Here is a 23946-nt window from a genome sequence, read left to right on the forward strand (position 1 = left end):
ACAATGAGTATAGAAGATAAATATAAGAATGAAAAAAGAAAAAATTGTTTATAGAAATCTCATTCCAAGTGATTTTGAAGCTATTTGTAAACTTCCTCAAAATGCACAAGAGTTGTTCTTCATGTGTCCAAAGGCTGACTATCCACTAACCAAAGAACAGTTAGAAGATATTATAAAAGATCGTTTTGATTCAACAGTAGTCCTATATGATAATAAAATAATAGGCTTCGCAAATTTCTATGAAGTAAAGAAAACAGAATATTGTGCTATTGGAAATGTTATTGTAAGTTATCATTTCCGTAGTTGTGGTATTGGTACATTTCTAATAACAATTATGGAAAATATAGGAAAGCAAAAATATGATATACAAGAGACCCACCTATCATGTTTTAATGCTAATACAGCCGGTCTTTTATTATACCACAAATTAGGTTATATTCCTTTTGAAATAGAAAGGCGCACAAATAAGAAAAACAAAATTTCGGCATTGATCAAGCTAAAAAAGAGAGTGATATAATATAAAGGTTCTAAAAATATTGAAAAATAAAAGAATAATTGTACGTTTGACAATTATTCTTTATATATTTGCAATCAATAATCTATTAATAAATTTATTTATACCTATACCTAATATGAAAAAACTAAGATTACTGTCTATCTTTTTTGTCAGTGCTGTAACTTCGGTGGCATTTTCACAGACACATCATTTTGATATTCAAGCTAACAAGTTAGGCGCTGTCGTTCAACCCACGATGTATGGAATCTTCTTTGAAGATATTAATTTTGGAGCAGATGGCGGTTTGTATGCAGAGATGGTAGAAAACCGCTCGTTTGAGTTTCCTAGTCATCTTATGGGATGGAATACATTCGGCAACGTATCAGTATCAGATATAAAACCTGCATTTGAACGTAACCCACATTATGTAACATTACTTAATTCTGGTCATGATCAGAAGTTTACAGGAATAGAGAATAATGGCTTTTTCGGAATGGGCGTAAAGAAAGGAATGAAATATGACTTTTCGGTATATGCCCGTCTTAGTTCATTGCAAGGAAAAGTCGCAAAGATTCGTGTAGAACTTGTCGACTCAAAAGACAATCCTATAGCTAGAGATACTATTATAATAAATAATAATCAGTGGCAGAAGTTTACAGCTTCACTAATATCTAAGGTTACTGATGCAAAGGCACTAATGCGTATTTTCCTTATGTCTGATGATGGAGTAGATCTTGATCATATATCACTCTTCCCTGCTGATAATTGGCATGGACTGCGTGCTGATCTAGTAAAGGATCTAGAAGATTTACATCCTAAAGTGTTCCGTTTCCCGGGTGGATGTATTGTAGAAGGTACAGACCTTGCCACCCGCTACCAATGGAAAAATACTGTTGGATGCCCTGAAAACCGTCCTCTTAACGAGAACAGATGGAATTATACATTTCCTAATCGTATGTATCCTAACTATTATCAGACTTATGGATTGGGTTTTTATGAATTTTTCCTCTTGTCTGAGAAAATTGGTGCGCAGGCTCTTCCTGTATTAAGCTGTGGACTTGCTTGTCAGTTTCAGAACAAAGATAAGGATGCAAATGCTCATGTAGCAGTAAAAGATTTAGAACCATATATACAAGATGCTTTAGACCTTATTGAATTTGCCAACGGTTCAATAAATACCAAATGGGGTAAACTACGTTCTGATATGGGACATCCGGAATCGTTCAACCTTAAGCAGATAGCTATTGGCAATGAGCAATGGGGACCTTTATATCCTGAGCGTCTGGAGCCATTTGTAAAGATTATACGTGCAAAATATCCGCAGATGAAGATTGTAGGTACTGCAGGTCCTAATCCTGATGGCAAAGATTTTGATTATGGATGGAAAGAGATGAAACGATTAGGGGCTGATTTGGTTGACGAGCATTATTACCGTAGTCCTGAGTGGTTCCTTAAGAGTGCAGGCCGTTATGACAAATATGATCGCAAAGGACCAAAAGTGTTTGCCGGTGAATATGCATGTCATGTAGACAAATTCAATAACCAATATCAGGAAGGAAAGAATGATTTTGAGTCTGCTTTGAGCGAAGCCGCATTTATGACTGGCTTAGAACGTAATGCAGATGTTGTACATATGGCTACTTATGCACCTCTATTTGCACATGTAGATGGTTGGCAGTGGCGTCCGGATCTTATATGGTTTGACAATCTGAGTAGCGTACGTACAGTAAATTATTATGTGCAGCAATTGTATGGAATGAATAAAGGCACAAATGTACTTTCACTTACAGAGAATGGCAAAGCTGTAGAAGGCGGTGATGGCATTTATGCTTCGGCAGTTTATGATAAAAACGAAGATGCATATATTGTAAAAGTTACCAATACAACAGATGATGCCAAAGAACTAAATATTGTATTTAATGGTTTGAAAGCTTTTCATTCAGGAAAAGTAACTACGCTTCATGCCGAGAGTAATGAAGCTGTAAATACAGTAGATAAAAAAAATATTGTTATACCTCAAGTATCTGATGTGAAAACAGAAGGTAATATACTGAATGTGAATATAGGAGCAAGAACCTTCTGTGTTTACAAATTCATAAAATAATAACGAAGTTGTTTTATAAAAGATAAAAATAAATTTAAGTAAAAGTTAGTGTTAGTTAAATGTTGATATAGGGGCGGTTTTGCAGTGATGCAAAATCGCCCTTAATTTAATTTCAAAGCAATGTAATTATGCTATTTTTATGCATTACTAGTCTTGCTGTATTGTTTTAAATGATATTTCGTACGATATTCCTTAAAGTTGTACGATATTAATATATTTTGGAGACTGAAATATCATATATTTGCAGCATAATTTTAAATTCTATAAAATGAAAAAGATATATTTGTCTTTACTTTATCTGTTATTTTTTGTTTGTGCTTTTGCTGGTCAAAGACTAAATTTTAATTCTTCTTGGCTTCTAAAAGTTGGAGACCAAAGTGGAGCTGAAAATATAACCTTTGATGACACATCATGGCAGAAAGTTACTCTTCCTTACGCATTCAATGGAAAGGAGGCCTTCTCTGTAGCTATATCCCAGCAGTCAGATACGGTTATGTGGTATCGTAAGCATTTTACTATCGGCAGATATATGAATGCCAAACATGTCTTTATTGAGTTTGAAGGGGCAAGACAGGCTGCTGATGTATATCTCAACGGTTATCATGTAGGGATAAACGAAAATGGTGTCACTGCTTTTGGATTTGACCTTACACCATATATTAATTTGAATGGTGATAATGTGATATCTGTTAGGGTGGATAATAGTTGGCACTATCGCGAGCAAGCCACAAAAAGTGTATTTGAATGGAATGACAATAACTTCAATGCTAATTATGGTGGCTTGAGTAAAAATGTTTGGCTACATGTCATGGGAGATGTATATCAGACTTTGCCACTTTATGATAACCTTAAAACTACAGGTACATATATATATGCCAATAATTTTAGTATAAAAGAACATAAAGCAACCATAAATGTTGAATCGGAAGTAAAAAATGAGAGCAATATTAAACAAAACATTGGTCTGGAAGTAGAGGTGATTGACCTGGATGGCAAAACTATAGCAAAATTTAATGGTTGCAATATAGAAGTTCCCGTCGGTGCAGTAGCTACATGTAAAGCTTCAGAAAATGTAAGCAACTTGCATTTTTGGAGTTGGGGGTATGGCTACTTATATAATATAAAGACCCGTTTAGTAGCAGACGGTAAATACATAGATGAGGTAAGTACACGTACTGGCTTCCGCAAAACGGATTTTGCTGATGCCATAGTCAAAATCAATGACCGAGCTATACAGTTTAAAGGTTTTGCTCAGCGTTCCAGCAACGAATGGCCTGCTATTGGGCTCTCAGTTCCTGTGTGGATGAGTGATTATTCTAATAGTCTGGCTCTTAACTGTAACGCCAACTTATTCAGATGGATGCACATCACGCCATGGAAACAAGATATTGAATCATTCGATCGAGTAGGAATGATGCAGTCTATGCCTGCAGGTGATGCTGAGAAAGATGCCAAAGGCCGTCAGTGGGAACAGCGCAAGGAAGTGATGCGCGATGCCATTATATACAACCGAAACAATCCAAGTATCATATTCTATGAATGTGGTAATAATCAGATAAGCGACAGTCATATGACTGAAATGAAGACTATACGTGATAAATATGATCCTGAAGGAGGACGGGCTATAGGTTCAAGAAATATGCTTGATAGTCGTGTGGCAGAATATGGAGGTGAGATGCTATATGTCAATAAGAGTGCCTATAAACCTATGTGGCAGATGGAATATTGCCGTGATGAGGGTCTGCGTAAATATTGGGATTCGTACAGTTATCCATATCACTCCGAAGGCAAAGGCCCTCTTTATAGAGGTGAACCTGCTCCCAGTTATAATCACAACCAAGATGAACTGGCTGTTGAGAATGTAGCTAGATGGAATGAATATTGGATGGAACGCCCAGGAACAGGAACAAGAGTAAACTCTGGAGGTGCGAAAATAATATTCTCAGACACAAATACACATTTTCGTGGAGAGGTAAACTATCGTACAAGTGGTGATGTTGATGCAATGCGAATACCAAAAGATTCATGGTATGTACATCAGACTATGTGGGACGGATGGGTTGATACAGAGAGAAACCATACCTATATTATAGGGCATTGGAATTATACAGATACAGTAACGAAACCTGTATATGTAGTTTCTACAAGCAAGAATGTTGAACTATTCCTCAATGGTAAGTCATTGGGTATGGGAACACGTAGCAATACATTCCTTTTCACTTTTAAAAATGTAAAATGGCAACCTGGCAGACTAATTGCGTTGGGTAGAAATGATAAAGGCGCAGAGGAAAGCAGATATGAAATAAAGACAGCAGGTAAAGCTGCTACTCTTCGTTTGCGTTGGGTAAATGCGCCTAATATATTCAGAGCAGACGGAGCAGATGTTCGTATTGCAGAGATTGAGATAGTAGACAAAGACGGGAATAGATGTTCTTTGGCAAACGATATGATACATTTTACTGTTGATGGTCCTGTAGAATGGTTGGGAGGTATCGCTTTGGGCAATAACCATAACTATATATCGGATAAGACATTACCTGTTGAATGTGGCGTAAATCGTGTAATGATAAGGAGTTGTGTAAATGCTGGTAAAATAACAATTAAAGCGGCAGCTCAGGGATTTCCTGAAACATCCTTATCTATAAAGTCTGAGCCGGTACTTGTAAATAACGGTTTCTATGCAGATGCGTCAGGCAAGGCGATAGAAGCAGATTGGGGTAGCATGATGCCATGCATACTTAATCGTGGTGAAACGCCTTCAACATCATCTTATACACAAAAGAAGAATACTATCGCCATAAAATATGCTGAGGCGGCATCTGATACAGCAAATGTCAAAGCCTCATATGATGATAATGAGTCCACACATTGGTCAAGTGATGGAATGCTTAAAAATGCATATATTAGATACCATCTTGCAAGGAAAGCAAAGATAAATGAGATGGTGATAAAAGTATTGGGATTCCGCGATTCAAGCTATCCGATAGAGGTCTATTCCAGTCGTAAACTTGTGTTTAAGGGCTTCACACACAAAGGCTTGGGATATTGTCACATACCTCTTAAACTGACATTTAATGATACATTTACAATTAAGATGGTTGGTCCTGCATCTGTTAAGGACGCCTTTGCTGACATGGTAGAGCTGGCTGATAAGTCTAATAAACAGTTGAAGTCGTCTAATAGCAATAAACTGCAGATTATAGAAGTGGAATTTAATGAAGACACAAAATAAAATTCATGTTATTATGATATTAGTTGCTTAATTTTATATATACAACTATCTTTGCAGTGAATCAGATTATCTATAATAAATAATTTAATGAAGAATCTATACTTTTTAATATTCGCATTGGTAATGCAATTACCATCCAGCGCTAAGACTTATTACGTATCCACTACTGGTAGTGACAATAATACAGGCTCTATCGATGCCCCTTTAGCAACACTAAAAGCAGCCCAGAATATTATAAATGCCGGTGATACAATCTACTTTAGAGGTGGAATGTATACTATTACAGAAGATCAGATAATGGGTTCTGAAGTGAGTGACCTTTATGCCTGTGTCTTTGACCTCAAAAAGAGTGGAACATCAGATCGCCCCATTTGTTATTTCGGATATCCCGGAGAACGTCCGGTCTTTGATATATCAAATGTAAAACCGGCGGATAAACGAATTAGTGTATTTTATCTTTATGGTAGTTATTTGCATTTCAAAAACTTTGATATAGTAGGCACTCAGGTAACTATTACCACTCATACTCAATCAGAATGCTTTAGTTGTCGTAATGGAAGTAACAATGTTATAGAAAATATTGCAATGCATAATGGTATGGCTATTGGTGTGTATATTACAAAAGGTAATGACAATCTTATACTAAACTGTGATGCATATAACAATTATGATACAGTATCTGAAGGGGGAAAGGGTGGAAATGTAGATGGGTTTGGATGTCATGTCACAGCGCAGTCTACCGGTAATATATTTAGGGGATGCCGTGCATGGTGTAATAGTGATGATGGTTTTGATCTCATAAATAATTATGCACCGGTTACTTTTGATAATTGTTGGTCTTTCTATAATGGTTATGAAGACTATTCAACGATTACTCCTGGAGATGGAAATGGATTCAAAGCCGGAGGATATGGATCTATGGTTCAGGTATCTCCTGTTGATGCCCCGAGGAATACTATTCAGAATTGTATAGCTTTCCATAACAAGGCCAACGGATTCTATGCTAATCATCATTTGGGAGGTGATAATTGGTATAACAATAGTTCTTATCTTAACAAGTATAATTATGACATGGTGAATCAACAGTCATGGGATAATGCCACTGACGTTGATGGATATGGACATGTACTGGTTAATAATCTTTCGTTTAATGGCGTGAAAGGTGATTATCTATATATTGACATTGCAAAATGCACTTTGACCAATAATACGTTTTTGCCATCATCATATACTGTTTCTGAATCGGATTTTGAAAGTACAGACTTTGCCCAACTCGCTTCTGATAGAAAAGCCGATGGCAGTCTTCCTGATATTAACTTCATGAAACTAAAGCCGACGAGTCAATTTTATTCTTTAAAGATAGGTTATCAGTTTAAGTATGGAGATGTAACAGGCATAAATAGTATTGAATCAGAAAAGTCCTCTCATCATTCTGCTTACGATAATAAATATTATAATATTATGGGGATGAATGTGAAAAATCCTGTTAAAGGCCTATTTATATATAATGGAAAAAAAATAATTAAATAGGATCTTATAATATATAGGCAAATTAATTTGTAGCTATTATTTTACACTATCATTTGTGTCTTTGCTGCAGTTCACGAACAGAGAGGCTATATATGCTGTATATGTACCAAATAATCCTACTCCACTAACCATAAGCATTACACCTATAAGCCTGCCTTCTGGTGTAACAGGATACTTATCTCCATAACCAACTGTAGTTATTGTTTCCATTGTCCACCAAATAGCATCGCCAGCAGTTCTTATATTACAGGAAGGTCCCTTCTCGACAATTAATATAGAGACAGAAGAGGCAAGGATAATCAATAGTGTTATTATGAAGACAGATATCATAGTTCCTTTTATTTTGCTTTTGAATATGTATCTTATTAGGATTTTTGTAGAGCGAAAAGCCCGCAATATCCTTATCAGTCTTATTAGTCTGAATAATCTTCCTACTCTGAACGAAGGTAACATTGGGACACTTGATATTAAATCAATCCATCCCCATTTCATGTATTCATATTTGTTTTCAGCATTATAAAAATTGCGAATAAAATCAATTAGAAAAAATAAACAGATTCCATTGTCTGTTATCTCTAGTAGTTTGTATATTTCTTTTGGAATATGGAATATTGAGGATATTAATAATGCCAATAATACGTAAACAGACAGTACTATTATTAATAAATCGAAGAACTTAATATTTTTTTCTTTATTCATTGTTTGTAATCTTTATTCTGTTATCATTAATGCCATTTGGATATTTTATTTTTATCCATTTGCAATCATCTTCTATCATAACTTGTTTTTCATTGAGAGGAACCATGGAAACTGCTGGATGTGCATTTTTTACATTGTACATTGGTAAATAAACAAATAAAGACTTTTAATAAAATTAAGATGATTTTTTTCATGGTATATATTCTGTTTTGCAGAAGGCAAATATACAAAAAAACATCAACAAAGACTTTCTTACACTAATTTCATAATTAATTTTATAAAAAAATTAACGGACTTTGATTTTTGTTTAATCGAAAACAAAAGGATAGGCTACAAGTCTATTTTTCAATTAAATTAAAGAATAACTAACAGCAGTTACATCAAGAATAATACAGAAATGTTTTTAAAATAAAGAACGGAGAACGGCTTCACAGCCACCCTCCGTCGCAAACTTAAACAACCAATAAAAGAAATAGATTGTTTTATCTAATAAAGAGTAATTCTCTGTATTTAGGCAATGTCCAGAGCTCATCAGCAACGATAAGTTCAAGTTTGTCTATATTATAACGTATCTCTTCCATCTTAGGAGCAACTGTGTCGTGATAAGCAATAGCTTTCTTGTGCTCATCTTCGATCTTGTTAGCTACCTTACGGGCATTTACCAAGTCTTCAACACCTTTTTCTATAGATTCATTGCGTTCTGATATTTCTTCAATGATCTTGATGTTACGTCCTGCTATCTTGTCAACTTTATCTCCAGTGAAGATCTCGCGCAGACAAGCAACATTTTTAGCCAACTGACTCTGATAATGTGTAGCTACAGGTATGATATGATTCATAGAAAGATCACCCATTACGCGTGCCTCTATCTGAATCTTCTTAGTGTAAGTCTCCCATTTAACTTCGTTGCGAGCTTCAAGTTCCTTCTTAGTCATAACACCTAAACTTTCGAACATCTTTACGCTGTCAATATCTAGGTAACGTTCAAAGATTACAGGGCAACTTGTTTCGCAGTCAAGACCACGTTTCTTTGCTTCTACAACCCATTCGTCTGAATATCCGTTGCCATCGAAACGTATTGGTTTACAAGTCTTAATATCATCACGTAATATATCAATAAGAGCGCTTGTCTTATCTTCGCCTTTAGCTATAAGAGCATCTACACGAGCTTTGAAGCTTCCTAGAGCTTCAGCTACAGCAGAGTTGAGGGCTATCATTGCTGATGCACAGTTGGCCTCAGAACCTACAGCGCGGAACTCAAAACGGTTGCCCGTGAATGCGAATGGTGATGTACGATTACGGTCTGTATTGTCTATGATGAGTTCTGGTATCTCAGGGATATCAAGTTTCATGCCTTGTTTGCCTGCCATTGTGAACAGTTCGTCTTTGTCTGACTTCTCGATGTGGTCGAGCAATTCTGACAACTGTGTACCAAGGAATGAAGAAATAATTGCAGGAGGTGCTTCATTAGCTCCAAGACGGTGAGCGTTTGTAGCGCTCATGATAGAAGCTTTGAGCAGTCCGTTGTGCTTGTATACACCCATCAATGTCTCAACAATGAATGTTACGAAACGCAGGTGGTCCATAGGTGTTTTACCTGGTCCGTGTAGCAATGCGCCAGTGTCTGTAGATAGACTCCAGTTGTTGTGCTTGCCAGAACCGTTAATGCCTGCAAATGGTTTCTCATGCAACAGTACACGGAATCCGTGTTTGCGAGCAATTTTCTTCATCAGTGACATTAGCAGCATATTGTGGTCTACAGCAAGGTTTGTCTCTTCGAAGATAGGAGCCAACTCAAACTGGTTAGGTGCTACCTCGTTGTGACGTGTCTTGCAAGGTATAGAAAGTTCCAGAGCTTGTATTTCAAGGTCTTTCATAAAAGCTTGAACACGATCAGGTATTGTTCCGAAATAGTGATCATCCATCTGCTGGTTCTTTGCAGAATCATGCCCCATCAATGTACGGCCGGTAAGAACAAGATCAGGACGAGCTCCATATAGTCCTTCGTCTACCAAAAAGTATTCCTGTTCCCAACCAAGGTTGCTCTGTACCTTCTTTACGTTAGTATCGAAGTAATGGCATACATTAGTTGCTGCAACATCTACAGCACGTAGGGCGCGTAATAGAGGTGCTTTGTAGTCAAGAGCTTCGCCTGTATATGAAATGAAGACTGTAGGTATGCAGAGTGTATCATCCATGATAAATACAGGAGATGTTGGATCCCATGCAGAATATCCACGAGCTTCAAAAGTATTACGGATACCTCCGCTTGGGAATGAACTGGCATCAGGTTCTTGCTGTACAAGAAGTTTTCCTGAGAATTTTTCTACCATGCCTCCCTTTCCATCATGCTCTACGAAAGCGTCATGCTTCTCTGCTGTACCTTCGGTAAGAGGCTGGAACCAGTGAGTATAGTGTGTTACACCTTTCTCCATAGCCCATTCCTTCATGCCAGTTGCTACAGCATCAGCAATGCTACGGTCTAGGCGGGCACCGTTGTCAATAACGTCAACTAGTTTAGCGTAAACATCTGCTGGCAGGTATTTGTACATTTTCTCACGATTGAAAACATTCTTGCCAAAAAAATCGGCAGGTCTCTCTTTAGGAACCTCTACTTCAACAGGCTTTTTATTGAAAGCCTCTGCAACAACCTGAAATCTTAAATTAGCCATTTCATTTAATTTTTTAATTGTTAATTATTTCTTTTATCTTCTTTCTTTCTATAGCAAGGCTGATTTTTAATATCAGCCTTGTTTATTTATGTATTATGGATGTAACGTAAAGCCGAATACAAAATAAGCTTTTTCATTGCTTGGGTTGCATGCTATCTGACCAAATATAGGTACTGAAAATGTATCAGATACTTTTATTTCTTTAGTCGCTCTTACTGAAACATTCGTTACTGCAAAACCTCCTGCTTTAGAGTAGAAAGATGTTGCATAAGGTACAGCTCCAACAGCTGCTATCCAGTCGCAACCTCCTAGTTTGAATGGTGCAGATGCTTCTAGGTAAGAAGAATATGCACGTTTGTTGCTCTTGTTATATCCATCATTTCCTGCAAAGTTGGTATACCACTGTAATGCTGCCGGACCGAAGTTATAACCGATGTTACCTTCGAATACATGTGATGTACTGTGAGCAGAATAGCAAAAATAACGATCGTTAGGAGTGTTAAACCAATAGTCGGTTACACCGATGTTAAATCCAGCTATTGTGTAGGCAGCTGTAAGGTCAAACTCTTTTGTGTCTTCCTTATCAGACAATCCAACATTACCCCATGCTGTAATAGACAGACCTTTGTATCCCAAGCCTAATGTTGGCTGTAAACTTACATCTCCTAGGTCCTGACCACGCCAGTAATACTGGTTTACTACATCTGCAGAAATCTTTGTCTCGACTTTGTCTTGAGCCTTCACTGTTGTGAATCCGGCTAATAATGCGATAGCCAGAAGTCCGGTTTTCTCTAAATTCTTCATAATCTTTGTGTTTTTGTGTTGTGTTGTGTTGTGTTCTATATGGTTTATTTCAGCCATTTTGTGATTCTTTCCATTGCCTCTTCGCAATTTTCACGTGATCCGAAAGCCGTAAGTCTTATATATCCTTCGCCACTTGGGCCGAAACCGACACCTGGTGTGCAAACCACCTGTGCATCGTAAAGCATCTGTTCGAAGAATCTCCAACTTCCGGTACCGTCTGGAGTTTTAACCCACAGATAAGGCGCATTTTCGCCTCCGTATACCTGTAGCCCCAGTTTGGTAAGTGTATGGTGCATTATTTTTGCGTTGGTCATATAGTAGTCTATAGTGCTTTTAACTTGTGCTTTCCCTTCTTCTGTATATATTGCTTCTGCTGCTCGCTGGCTTATATAACTTGTCCCGTTGAATTTTGTACATTGGCGTCTGTCCCAAAGAGGGTTTAGGGGTATTCTTCTACCATCAAGAGTAGCAGCTGTTAGCTCTTTTGGAATGACTGTATATCCACATCTTACGCCTGTAAATCCTGCTGTCTTGGAATAACTGTGGAATTCGATTGCAACTTTTCTTGCTCCTTTTATCTCATATATTGAGTGAGGTATTTCAGGGTCTTGTATATAAGCTTCGTATGCTGCGTCATAGAATATTAAGGTATCATTCTTTATAGCGTAATTTACCCATTTTTTGAGTTCCTCTTTTGATATTACAGTTCCAGTTGGATTGTTTGGATAGCAAAGATAGATTATGTCCACTCTGTGATCCGGTATCTTAGGTACGAAACTATTTTCTGAAAGGCAAGGCATATATGTTACATTACTCCATTTCCCATCAGTCAATGTTCCAGCTCTTCCGCACATTGCGTTAGAGTCTATGTAAACTGGATATATTGGGTCGGTTACACCTACACTGTTATCCCATCTTACTAATTCTCCAATATTTCCGGTGTCACTTTTAGCGCCATCGTTCACAAATATCTCGTTTGCATCCAAATGAATGCCTCTTGGTAAAAAATCGTTTTTCACTATAGCTTCGCGTAGAAACATATAACCTTGTTCAGGGCCGTATCCTTTGAAACTGCTTTTAACGCTCATTTCCTCTACTGCTTTATGCATTGCGTCAATCACGGCAGGACAGAGAGGTTGAGTAACGTCTCCTATGCCAAGACTAATAACGTTAGCTTTAGGATGTGAAACCTTGAAAGCGTTAACTTTCTTTGCTATGTCTGCGAACAAATAATTGTTCGGTAATTTTAGATAATGTTCGTTTACTAATGCCATAATATTACTCTTTATTGTTTGTTAAGTTTGTCATTGTTTATATCGCATTCTGTCGGCAATTCTATTTCTCCCTCGAAAGCGAATGCCGCAGGCCCGGTCATATATACATGGTTGTCTTTTTCATTCCATTCTATATCTAATGTGCCGCCGTCCATTACAATACTACTCATTCTTCCTGTTCTATGAGTTAATGAAGCTGCTACAGCAGTGGCGCATGCACCGGTACCGCAAGCCATTGTTATTCCGCTTCCTCTTTCCCATACTCTTGTGCGTATTGTGCCGTCCGGTTTTACTTCTGCAAATTCTATATTACATCTTTGTGGAAACAGTGCATTGTGTTCTAATAAACTTCCGTATCCGGGAACGTCTGTATTGTCAATGTCTTCTACAAATATTACAAAGTGAGGATTACCCATAGATACAAATGTACCTTTGAATTCTTTTCCGTCAGCATAAACTGAACCTTCTGTGATGCTACCACTCTCAGTGCATAGTTGGTCTTTGTTTGATAATTGTGGCTCTAGCATGTCAACTGTAACACTGCTTACCAAATTTTCTTTAATATGTAAATTTAGTACTTTTATTCCGGAAAGAGTCTGTAATCTTATTATTTTTTTATCGGTTATACCTTTTTCATATAAATATTTACCTATACAACGTGATGCATTTCCACACATAAGAGCTTCAGATCCATCAGCATTGAATATTCTCATTGAAAAATCAGCGTCAGAAATTGATGGTTTGCCTATTAAAACCAGTCCGTCACTACCTATGCCTGTATGGGGCGCACTCCATTTTATGGAGGCTAATTCAGGATTGGGTATACTATATAATAAGGTGTTGACATATATATAATCATTCCCAGCTCCATGCATTTTTGTGAACTTTATGGTTGTTGTTGTCATATTGTCGTCCTTTTCCCTATTTTAATTCCTATTTGTTTTGAATTCGTTGCAAAAATACATCATTTTGTTTAAAAACACTCTATTTTTATAACTAAATATTACACATTTAACATATTAATATCAATTTGTTTGAATTTTGGCTGTATTTCTTTCGAATTGAAAGAAAAAAGTTGCTATAATATTCTTTGTGATATTTATTGCTATTTTTCTTAGTTCTGGTAACATTAATAATCAAAAATATGAAGGTATGTAACAAATTGTATGTAAAAGTATGCTTCGAATTTACAGATTGAAAGTTTTTGGTGTATAATAATAGCAGATTGTAATATTCTTATATTACAAATTACTTTTTGTAACAAAAATACCTAATAATAAAAACAAAATGCTACCTTTGCAGCGAAAATGATGACAATATGAGATGTATATCGCATTGAATAACAACAAAAAGTAATAGTTGACATTATGAAAAAGATTGAAGCAATTATCCGTAAGACGAAGTTTGAGGATGTTAAAGAGGCGCTACTTGCTGCTGACATTGAATGGTTCTCTTACTACGATGTGAGAGGTGAGGGCAAAATGCGTCAGGCGCGTATTTACCGCGGTGTAATGTATAATACAAGTTGTATTGAACGTACTCTGATTAATATAGTTGTACGTGATAAAAATGTGGAAAAAGTAGTTTCTGCTGTTCAAAAAGCTGCTCAGACAGGTGAAATTGGAGATGGGCGCATCTTCGTTATACCAATAGAGGATGCTGTTCGTATCAGAACTGGTGAAAGAGGAGATATCGCATTGTATAACGCAGAACAAGAAAAATAACAACTAAAATACAAACACTATGACATTATTATTGACAGCATTAAATACTGGTAATACAGCCTGGATAACAATAGCTACTATTTTGGTTATGCTTATGACCATTCCTGGTCTGGCGCTATTTTATGGCGGCCTTGTAAGAACTAAAAATATACTTAGCGTCGTGATGCAGTGTCTTATATGTACTGCTGTATTGAGCATTATGTGGATTGCTTTTGGCTACAGTTGGGTATTTGGAACAGGCTTTCATGGTACTGGCATCGGAACTGTAATTGGAGGATTTGATAAAGTATTTCTTCATGGAGTCGGAATACATTCTATAATGGCACCGGCAGGAATCCCTGAGATAACATTCTGCTTGTTCCAATGCATGTTTGCAGTAATTACGCCTGCTCTTATCATAGGAGCTTTTGCTGAACGTCTAAAATTTTCAAGTTTTTTAGTCTTTACTATACTTTGGTCTATCCTTGTATATAATCCAATGGCCCACTTCGTATGGGGTGGAGGTTGGTTGCAACAACTTGGTGCTCTTGATTTTGCAGGTGGTACAGTTGTTCATATAAATGCCGGTGTTGCTGCTATTGTGATGGCTGTAATGCTTGGTCGTCGTTCTGATTACAAACCTAATAAGCCAATACCTGCTACCAATGTAGTATTCGTATTTATGGGAGCTGCTTTGTTGTGGCTGGGTTGGTTTGGATTCAATGCAGGAAGTGGACTGACTGCAGACGGACTTGATGCAAATGCATTTTTGGTAACACATCTTTGTACTTGCGTTGCAGCTATGACATGGATGGTTATTGATTGGATTCATAATGGAAGACCTACAACAGTCGGCGTTTGCACTGGAGCTGTTGCCGGATTGGTTGCTATAACTCCTGCTGCAGGTAGCACGGATGTTCTTGGAGCTTTTGGTATAGGTATCATAACAAGTGTTGTATGCTATTGTATGGTTGCAATAGTAAAACCAAAATTAGGATACGATGATGCTCTTGATGCATTCGGTGTTCATGGTATTGGTGGTATATTAGGTTCTATCCTGACCGGCGTATTTGCTACTGCTGCTGTGACAGGTGGTCCTAAAGGTGCTTTGTACGGTGATTGGCATCAACTTGGAGTTCAGATTTTAGCAACACTCTTCTCTATAGTTTATAGTGGTGTTATTACATTCTTGTTATTCAAGTTAATTGATAAATTTATGGGAATGCGAGTTGGTAAACGAGTTGAGGAAGAAGGACTCGATATCTACGAACATGGTGAAAATGCTTATAACTAATATTATTTAATAGTTTAATTGGCTGACCTTTCGCACAAATCTTAATTAAATTTTTGATTTTGGTTAATATTTTGTGCGGAAGGTCTTTCTTTTGTTTATAATTATGCAGATTTATTAAGTTTGCGGTGTATTTGTTTCAGATTGTAACAATTATAGCCATATAACTTTTAATCTGGTCTTTTTGGGCCAGATTATTGAATTAATATGGAATTTTATCATTAATATAGTATCTTTTTGCTAATAATAGTGGCTGAATATAAAACTTTTTGCTATATTTGCAGCGATTTTTCTATCAAAGTGTAAATTCATAACAGCAAACGACAACAAAAATAAAAGAGTATGTGTGGAATAGCTTGTATATTTAATATTCAGGAACAGACACCTGAATTGCGTCAGAAAGCATTACGTATGAGTCAGAAAATCCGTCATCGCGGACCTGACTGGAGTGGTATATATTGTGGAGGATCTGCTATATTGGCTCACGAACGCTTATCTATTGTTGATCCTGAATCAGGAAAGCAACCATTGTATAGTCCGGATATGAAACAAGTATTGGCTGTGAATGGTGAAATATATAATCATCAGGAAATTCGTAAACATTTCGCAGGCAAATATCAGTTTCAAACAGGAAGTGACTGCGAGGTAATCCTTGCTTTGTATAGAGAGAAAGGAATAAAATTTCTGGAAGATTTAAGTGGTATATTTGCATTTGCTCTTTATGATAAAGAAAGAGATGAATTCCTTATAGCACGTGATCCAATTGGAGTAATACCTCTTTATATAGGTTATGATGAAAAGGGTATGGTCTATGTAGCAAGTGAACTGAAAGCTCTCGAAGGCATGTGCGACAGATATGAGCCATTTTTGCCAGGACATTACTATTGGAGCAAGGAAGGCGAAATGAAACGCTATTATACTCGCGATTGGTTTGACTATGATAATGTAAAAGACAATAAGGCTAGTGTAAAGGATATACATGATTCGCTTGAAGATGCTGTAAAGCGTCAACTTATGAGTGATGTTCCTTATGGAGTATTGCTTAGTGGAGGACTAGACTCGTCTGTGATTAGTGCGGTAGCTGAGAAATTCTCCGAGAATAGAGTTGAAGAGGACAGTACTACTAAAGCATGGTGGCCTAGATTACATTCATTTGCTGTCGGACTTAAAGGTGCTCCTGATTTGGAAAAGGCTCGTAAAGTGGCAGACCGTATAGGTACAGTACATCATGAGATAAACTATACTATACAAGAGGGAATAGATGCAATACGCGATGTTATATATTTTATAGAGACATATGATGTAACAACAGTACGTGCATCTACACCAATGTATCTTCTTGCCCGTGTCATAAAGAGCATGGGAATAAAGATGGTGCTCAGCGGTGAGGGTGCTGATGAAATATTCGGAGGCTACTTGTACTTCCATAAAGCTCCAAATGCAAAAGCATTTCATGAAGAGACAATTCGTAAACTGTCAAAATTATATCTGTACGATTGTCTTAGAGCAAATAAGAGTCTTTCTGCATGGGGTGTGGAAGGTCGTGTTCCATTCCTGGATAAAGAATTCCTGGATGTAGCGATGCGTACAAATCCTGAAGCTAAAATGTGCCCTGGAAATACAATGGAGAAAAAAATTGTACGCGAAGCGTTCGAAGATATGTTGCCAGAAGAAATAGCCTGGAGACAGAAAGAACAATTTTCTGATGGTGTCGGATACAATTGGATTGATACGTTGAAGAAGATAACTTCTGATCAGGTAAGCGATGAGCAGATGGCTCATGCAGACGAGCGTTTCCCGATTAATCCTCCTCGTAATAAGGAAGAATATTATTACCGTTCAATATTTGCAGAACATTTTCCGAGTGATAGTGCTGCTAGGTCTGTACCTAGTATACCTAGCGTGGCATGTAGTACAGCAGAAGCTCTAGCATGGGATGCATCATTTAAGAATATGAATGATCCAAGTGGTAGAGCCGTTAGTGGTATACATGAGGATGCATATAAGAAATAATTTATACTTATAATAATGAGTCTTTGTTTGGCCATTTGTATGTGGCGGCAAAGACTCATTTTTCAATTCCAAGATCGGTCAATAACATTTTAGTTATTGTTATATAAATAATCAGTAGTTTTTCATTAACTTCTTTGCTGTTTCAAGATGTTTAAGATCTCTTGCATGATCTCTTGCATTCTTGCTTATTATTTGACCGAAGTCGAAACCAACTGAAAAACCAGATGAAGGAGATGGTAGCATATCTTTAACCAGTATACCTTTGTCGAATTTATAAGTTACTTTTGGTGCTTCCATCTTTTCAGGGTTGAATTCAGGAAGTTTAGGCTTCTCGTATTCATGAAAATCACCTATAGATGTAGAAATAGTCAAAGGTTCCCTATGTAACCACTTCTGATATTCTACTTCCAGACTATCAGAATGAGTCATAGCCATTTTTTTCTTTTTATTTGGCATTGTGATCTTTCTGCGAGGACTCTCAACATTCGGTTTTGTTCTCTTTATGTTGAAAATCCTTTTGTTCTTAAAAATTTCCTGTCCATCCATATAGATAGGAAGGAAAATTATAACGCAGCATATAATGATATACTTTGATTTCATTTCTGTGCAAAAGTACACAAAAATATTATACTATATTGATTAGCTATACAACTATTAAATGAATTTATTAATCTTTGCCCTTAATTTTTTAACATTATTATTTTACAATATATAATAACATGTCGTACCACTTTTTACCACTTGTAGTCGTATATTCCTATTCTATAGATCTCAATAATATATATGTATATTTAGTAAAAGTATTATTCAGAATCTTCTGTAGGTGTAGGCATAGGCACTATACGTCTTGAATTTCCATTTCTCTTTACTATGAGTGGAACCTTTTCTACAACAACATTACTAGTGTCAAGGCCAAGAGCCTTCTCCTCGTTTATTCCAAGGTGCTTGATGAGCCCATATATATTCATCATTAAATTGTCACGGCCTCGGTCTGAACTTGCCGGATAGTAAATCCGATGGATAACAATAAAACGGAAATCACCAGAAACGCCTTTCTTTTTCAAAGAAGTATAACCACTAGATAAATCGAATGTTCCTTCATGAACCAAATCTTCTATTATTTGACGAAGGTATAGTGTCATGTATGGTTGCACTCTAAAACCAATCCTGACATTTATTCTGAATAGAGTGTCTTCAATGAGTGGTGTAAAAGTATAATCTAGAGTATTTGGCTCGTCAATATGTTCGAAATGGAATAGCAAATAGTGATCTGCTCGTTTTGGTTGCTTGTGTATTATTGAATAAATTACTTTACCTTCTATATATTCAGGACTGTCTGAACGACTAACATAAACTAAGTTTGTAGCATATTTAGGAATGGTAGTGTCATTCTTTATACTAGAGATTATATCGAAATACTTATGGATTTTGTCAAAAACCAAATATTTATGGCGTATATTCTGTGCATTGTACCATACATACATTATTGTACAGAATGTGCCGGCAAGCATAATGGTAAACCAACCTCCATGTATGAATTTAAACATATTTGCTGTAAGAAATAATCCTTCAATGGTTACAAATACAGCAAAGAATGGTATTACTATGAATAGCTTTATTTTGTGCATGTGTAAGTAGAAAGCAAGTAGTATCGTTGTCATAAGCATAGTAATGGTTATAGACAAACCATATGCAGCTTCCATCCTTCCTGATGTCTTAAACAGTAATATCGTTATGATGCAGAAAATATACAGAAAGTTGTTTACTGATGGTACAAACAATTGTCCTTTAACATTGGTAGGATATTTTATTTTAAGCCTAGGCCAGAAATTCAAGTTAACAGCTTCACTGAATATAGTGAAACATCCGCTGATAAGTGCTTGGCTGGCTATTACTGCTGCAATTGTTGCCATGAAAACACCAATGAGTAAGAACTGTGTTGGCATTATCGCGTAAAAAGGATTTACATCATCACCAATATGTTTTATGTTTTCTACAATCCATGCGCCTTGTCCTAGATAATTAAGGATAAGCATGATTTTTACGTATATCCAGCTGACTGTTATGTTTCTTCTTCCGCAGTGTCCAAGGTCACTATAAAGTGCTTCAGCACCTGTGGTACAGAGAAAAACAGCACCTAAAACGAGAAACCAGTTCGGGTCATGTGCTAATAATCTTATTGCATAATAAGGATTGAATGCTTTAAGTATAGGTAAAAATTCTGCTAGATGCAAACTTCCCATAACTCCTAGCATCAAGAACCAGAAGAACATGAATGGACCGAATAATTTTCCTATAGCACTAGTACCAAATTGTTGTATAAAGAAAAGTGCTGATATGATAGCAATCGTTATTGGCACAACAGGTGTCGCGTCGTTAACAGCCTTCAATCCCTCTATGGCAGAAGTTACTGTAATGGAAGGCGTTATGATGCCATCTGCTACTAGCGTGCTGGCGCCTATTATAGCTGCTACATATAGCCATTTACGGTTATGCTTCCTCACTAATGCATATAGAGCAAGGATACCACCTTCACCTTTATTATCAGCGCTAAGTGCAACAATAACATATTTAACTGTGGTTTGTAGAGTGAGCGTCCAGATGATGCAGGATACGGCACCTATAATGTAGTTTGCATCATAACCTTCACTGGCATGCATTATAGTTTTCATTACATATAAAGGTGATGTCCCTATATCTCCGAATACAATACCTAGTGTTACTAAAAGTCCAAGTGCACTAAATTTACTTGCCCCTGAACATTTATCGAACTTTATCGCCATAACTTTTTAATTACATCTTATATAAAACCCTGCAAAGGTAATTATTAATTTGAAATATTATTTATTTCTTATAAATATTTTAGCGTTTTACTTTATTTGGATTATAAATTACTACCTTTGCGTAATAAAAATAGTAAGATGACAACTAAAGAATTGATGCGCGAAGCAATTCGCTTGGCTAATGATAATGTAAAAAATGGTGGTGGTCCTTTTGGGGCGGTAATAGCAGATAAGAGTGGAAATATAATATCTACAGGCGTAAATCGTGTTACGGCTAACAATGATCCGACTGCTCATGCGGAAGTAAGTGCTATTAGAGCTGCGGGTTCCAAATTAGGAACGTTTAGTATGGAGGGTTATTCTATATATACATCTTGTGAGCCATGTCCAATGTGTCTTGGAGCTATTTATTGGGCTCATCTAGATAAAATATATTATGCCAATACCAAGGATGATGCTAAAAATATAGATTTTGATGATTCTTTCATTTATGATGAGATAGCTCTTACGCCCGACAGACGCAAAAAACCGTCTGAGCAGATTTTAAGAGATGAGGCAATCAAGACATTTGAGGCTTGGGCGAAGAAAGATGATAAGATAGAATATTGATAAATTGACAACGTTGTATAGCTTATGATTGCGTAAACTATTATACAATTTGTTAGGCTTAGTACAGTTTTCAATTACTATACATTTTAAACTCATGCAAATTTTATATTTCACCTCCCTGTGGCGAAATTATACATAATGGCTTTATTACCAGTGCTTTATCTACGGGGAGGTGAAATTTTACCTCCCCGCTATGCTTTGGCTTGTCAAAAGCATAGGTAATATATACCAACTTAACTTGAATTGGTCTGCAACTTAACTTGAATTAGTTGCCGTTATCTATGTTTTTATGGCATGCAATGATGCTATTTTTCATAACATAAATCTCTTTTATACTAATCCGGGGAGGTGAAATTTTCACCTCCCCGGACTTAAATATCTGATGTATATACCGTTACGACATTTTGTACCAGTGGAAGTTAATTCGTAATTATAAATTCTGTGAGCCAATATATTCAGAAGGAGACATGCCAAACTGTTTCTGGAAACACTTGGAAAAATAGGATGGGCTATTAAAACCTACCATGAAACAAATCTCACTAATCTGATATTTATTCTCAAGCAGCATAGATGCGGCTTTCTTAAGTCGTATTATCTGTATCAATTCGTTGGGAGTGACATCTGCCACACCCTTTATCTTGGCAAACAGTCCTGAACGGCTTACGCAGAGCTCTTTTGCAAGATAGTCTATTGAGAAGTCTGGATTAGACGTATTCCCCTCTATAAGTTTATACATCTTAGACAAAAACTCTTTGTCTTTATCATTGTTAGTGATGGAATCAATAGGTACAGATGGCATTTCAGAAAATGTCTTCAGTTTACATTGGCTTTCAGAAGTGTTATTGATGCTAAGACAAATACTGCTGCACTTCACGCTATAAATGACAGAATGCTGCCTAAAGATGAGAATGACCGTACTATACCATATTTTCATTGGTGGCCCGAGAATGATTCAATAGAATGGATTACATATCAGTTTCCAGAAGAAAATATAGTTTCGAACAGTACTGTTTATTGGTATGATGATTCTCCATGGGGAGGTTGCAGGTTGCCTGAATGGTGGAAAATATACTTTATGAATGATAAAGGACAATGGCAGTCTGTAGAAAATATTAATGGATATGAAATCAAAATAGGTGTAGGAAATATAGTAAGATTTATTCCGATAAAGACTAAATGTTTAAAGTTAGAAGTAAAATTGCCAAAGGATAATTCATCAGGATTGTATGAGTGGGAGGTGAAATGAACATCTCTCTCTAAAAGTCATTTGTAATAAGGAAACAACTGACATTTCGCTTAGTATTATGGTGACGTTGTATAATTTTATATCTTAATGATATTATATTATATGATGTGATGGCCAATCTTATAGTATATTTGCGGGCAAAACAAATAATACTTATAATGAGAAAAATAATCGTAATATTAGTGATATTGTTTATTGCTAATAATAATATGTCAGGAAAGAAGAAAGCAGAATGCTTCCCAAATGGAGAAATTATTTCGGAGTGGTTTTCGGATACTACACGAATTGATATTAATAATCTAGGGAAACAATATGTAATAACAGATTATGGAGTAGTTAATGACTCAAGTTTAATCCAGACAGAAAAAATACAGAATGTAATAGACCAATGTTATAAAAATGGTGGAGGAGTTGTAGTTGTTCCTAAAGGAACATTCCTTACCGGTTCTTTGTTTTTTAAACAAGGAACTAACCTCTACTTAAGTGATGGGGCTAAATTGAAAGGGAGTGATGCTATTACAAACTATAAAATAATTCCGACACGATTAGAAGGCGTTACAATGAATTATTTTGCAGCATTGATAAATGCAGACCATTTAAATGGTTTTTCAATTTCAGGTAGAGGAACAATTGATGGTAATGGCAAAAAGTTTTATGATGAGTTTTGGCTCAGGAGAAAGGTAATTCCTAATTGTACCAACTTAGAAGCTTTAAGACCTAGATTACTCTATATATCTAATTCAACAGATGTAAAAGTTTGTGGAGTCAGAATGATTAATTCAGGATTTTGGACTAACCATATATATAAATGCAAAAGAGTTAAATATATAGGATGTTATATTTATGCACCAACAGATGGATATCCCAAAGGACCAAGTACAGATGCTATAGATTTAGATGTCTGTAAAGATGTCCTGATTGATGGATGTTATGTAAATGTTAATGATGATGGTATTTGTCTTAAGGGTGGCAAAGGAACATTTGTTGATAAAGATTCGACAAATGGAATTTGCCAAAATATAATAGTTCAGAATTGTAGCTTTGGAAAAGCAGGAGGGGGTATAACATTTGGAAGTGAATGTTTTGATGCTAAAAATATTATAATGAGGAATTGTCGTTTCAATAAAACAAGTAATATCCTATTGTTTAAAATGCGTCCGGACACTCCTCAGAAGTATCAATATGTTAGTGTGGAGAATTGTACAGGTAATACTACATATGGTATAAGAACACGCATTTGGACTCAGTTCTTTGATTTGAGAGTACGCAAAGATATGCCTCGTTCTTCTGTCTCTGATGTAGAAATGAAAGATATAAATGTTACTTGCTCACAATCATTCTATGAACTGAAGCAATCTGATAAATATGATTTGGGTAATTTCTCATTTGAAAATATTAATGCAAAGGACTCGAATGGTAAAATGCCCGTATCATTCCTTAAGAACTGTAAGATAAAGAACGTCGAGATTAATGGGAATAAGATTAAGTAA

Annotated in this window: 18 protein-coding genes; 10 read left to right on the plus strand and 8 right to left on the minus strand. The window is 36.2% G+C overall.

Translation table 11 applies throughout. The annotated features are described in order from the left end of the window. The first annotated feature begins 28 nt into the window (after nt 1–28). From XYLOR_RS11960 to XYLOR_RS11975, 4 genes are all read left to right on the plus strand, one after another. A complete protein-coding gene (locus XYLOR_RS11960) occupies nt 29–517 on the plus strand; it encodes a GNAT family N-acetyltransferase (protein ID WP_036879904.1) in 489 nt (162 codons plus the stop codon). A 115-nt stretch (nt 518–632) separates the two neighbouring features. Further along, nucleotides 633–2600 carry an alpha-L-arabinofuranosidase family protein gene (locus XYLOR_RS11965; RefSeq protein ID WP_036879907.1) on the plus strand — a complete coding sequence of 656 codons (1968 nt, stop codon included), beginning with the start codon at nt 633–635 and terminating at the stop codon, nt 2598–2600. Nucleotides 2601–2868: 268 nt separating this feature from the next. Beyond that, nucleotides 2869–5832 (plus strand): DUF4982 domain-containing protein, encoded by a 2964-nt coding sequence (locus XYLOR_RS11970; RefSeq protein WP_036879910.1) that lies wholly within the window; start codon nt 2869–2871, stop codon nt 5830–5832. An 87-nt stretch (nt 5833–5919) separates the two neighbouring features. After that, the gene (locus XYLOR_RS11975) at nt 5920–7362 is read left to right on the plus strand and encodes a right-handed parallel beta-helix repeat-containing protein (protein WP_051508997.1); all 1443 of its coding nucleotides are present in this window, start codon (nt 5920–5922) and stop codon (nt 7360–7362) included. A 36-nt stretch (nt 7363–7398) separates the two neighbouring features. On the opposite strand, the gene XYLOR_RS11980 is transcribed toward XYLOR_RS11975, so the two are convergent. The 5 genes from XYLOR_RS11980 to dapF form a co-directional block, all read right to left on the minus strand. Continuing rightward, nucleotides 7399–8061, minus strand: coding sequence for a potassium channel family protein (locus XYLOR_RS11980; RefSeq protein WP_036879913.1), 663 nt, complete (start codon nt 8059–8061; stop codon nt 7399–7401). 482 nt (nt 8062–8543) lie between these two features. Then, a complete protein-coding gene (locus tag XYLOR_RS11985) occupies nt 8544–10733 on the minus strand; it encodes a glutamine synthetase III family protein (protein ID WP_036879916.1) in 2190 nt (729 codons plus the stop codon). A 93-nt stretch (nt 10734–10826) separates the two neighbouring features. Continuing rightward, the gene (locus XYLOR_RS11990; RefSeq protein WP_036881082.1) at nt 10827–11537 is read right to left on the minus strand and encodes a hypothetical protein; all 711 of its coding nucleotides are present in this window, start codon (nt 11535–11537) and stop codon (nt 10827–10829) included. Between the two features lie 44 nt (nt 11538–11581). After that, nucleotides 11582–12811, minus strand: coding sequence for an LL-diaminopimelate aminotransferase (locus XYLOR_RS11995; protein ID WP_036879920.1), 1230 nt, complete (start codon nt 12809–12811; stop codon nt 11582–11584). 11 nt (nt 12812–12822) lie between these two features. Then, nucleotides 12823–13716 (minus strand): diaminopimelate epimerase, encoded by an 894-nt coding sequence (gene dapF, locus XYLOR_RS12000; RefSeq protein WP_084608609.1) that lies wholly within the window; start codon nt 13714–13716, stop codon nt 12823–12825. Nucleotides 13717–14178: 462 nt separating this feature from the next. Between dapF and XYLOR_RS12005 the strand changes: the two genes are divergently transcribed. The 3 genes from XYLOR_RS12005 to asnB all read left to right on the plus strand — a co-directional run bounded on the left by XYLOR_RS12005 (nt 14179) and on the right by asnB (nt 17818). Beyond that, on the plus strand, nt 14179–14535 hold the full coding sequence (locus XYLOR_RS12005; protein WP_036879922.1) for a P-II family nitrogen regulator: 357 nt from the start codon (nt 14179–14181) through the stop codon (nt 14533–14535). A gap of 19 nt (nt 14536–14554) precedes the next feature. Beyond that, a complete protein-coding gene (locus XYLOR_RS12010; RefSeq protein ID WP_036879925.1) occupies nt 14555–15808 on the plus strand; it encodes an ammonium transporter in 1254 nt (417 codons plus the stop codon). A gap of 339 nt (nt 15809–16147) precedes the next feature. Further along, entirely contained in the window at nt 16148–17818 is a 1671-nt protein-coding gene (gene asnB / locus XYLOR_RS12015) for an asparagine synthase B (protein WP_036879927.1), read from the plus strand. Between the two features lie 111 nt (nt 17819–17929). On the opposite strand, the gene XYLOR_RS12020 is transcribed toward asnB, so the two are convergent. Further along, entirely contained in the window at nt 17930–18364 is a 435-nt protein-coding gene (locus XYLOR_RS12020; protein WP_154655734.1) for a hypothetical protein, read from the minus strand. Nucleotides 18365–18621: 257 nt separating this feature from the next. Further along, nucleotides 18622–20601, minus strand: coding sequence for a KUP/HAK/KT family potassium transporter (locus tag XYLOR_RS12025; protein WP_036879931.1), 1980 nt, complete (start codon nt 20599–20601; stop codon nt 18622–18624). Between the two features lie 138 nt (nt 20602–20739). Here XYLOR_RS12025 and XYLOR_RS12030 point away from each other — a divergent pair, with 138 nt between their 5' ends. After that, nucleotides 20740–21210, plus strand: coding sequence for a nucleoside deaminase (locus XYLOR_RS12030; RefSeq protein WP_036879933.1), 471 nt, complete (start codon nt 20740–20742; stop codon nt 21208–21210). Nucleotides 21211–21640: 430 nt separating this feature from the next. Here the strand turns inward: XYLOR_RS12030 and XYLOR_RS12035 are convergent, their stop codons facing one another. Then, entirely contained in the window at nt 21641–22009 is a 369-nt protein-coding gene (locus tag XYLOR_RS12035; protein WP_036879935.1) for a helix-turn-helix domain-containing protein, read from the minus strand. 24 nt (nt 22010–22033) lie between these two features. Between XYLOR_RS12035 and XYLOR_RS12040 the strand changes: the two genes are divergently transcribed. Together XYLOR_RS12040 and XYLOR_RS12045 are read left to right on the plus strand one after the other, a co-directional pair. Further along, the gene (locus XYLOR_RS12040; RefSeq protein ID WP_036879938.1) at nt 22034–22456 is read left to right on the plus strand and encodes a hypothetical protein; all 423 of its coding nucleotides are present in this window, start codon (nt 22034–22036) and stop codon (nt 22454–22456) included. A gap of 158 nt (nt 22457–22614) precedes the next feature. Continuing rightward, nucleotides 22615–23946 (plus strand): glycoside hydrolase family 28 protein, encoded by a 1332-nt coding sequence (locus tag XYLOR_RS12045; protein WP_036879941.1) that lies wholly within the window; start codon nt 22615–22617, stop codon nt 23944–23946.

This window comes from Xylanibacter oryzae DSM 17970 (assembly GCF_000585355.1).
In the GTDB taxonomy this organism is placed as follows: domain Bacteria; phylum Bacteroidota; class Bacteroidia; order Bacteroidales; family Bacteroidaceae; genus Prevotella; species Prevotella oryzae.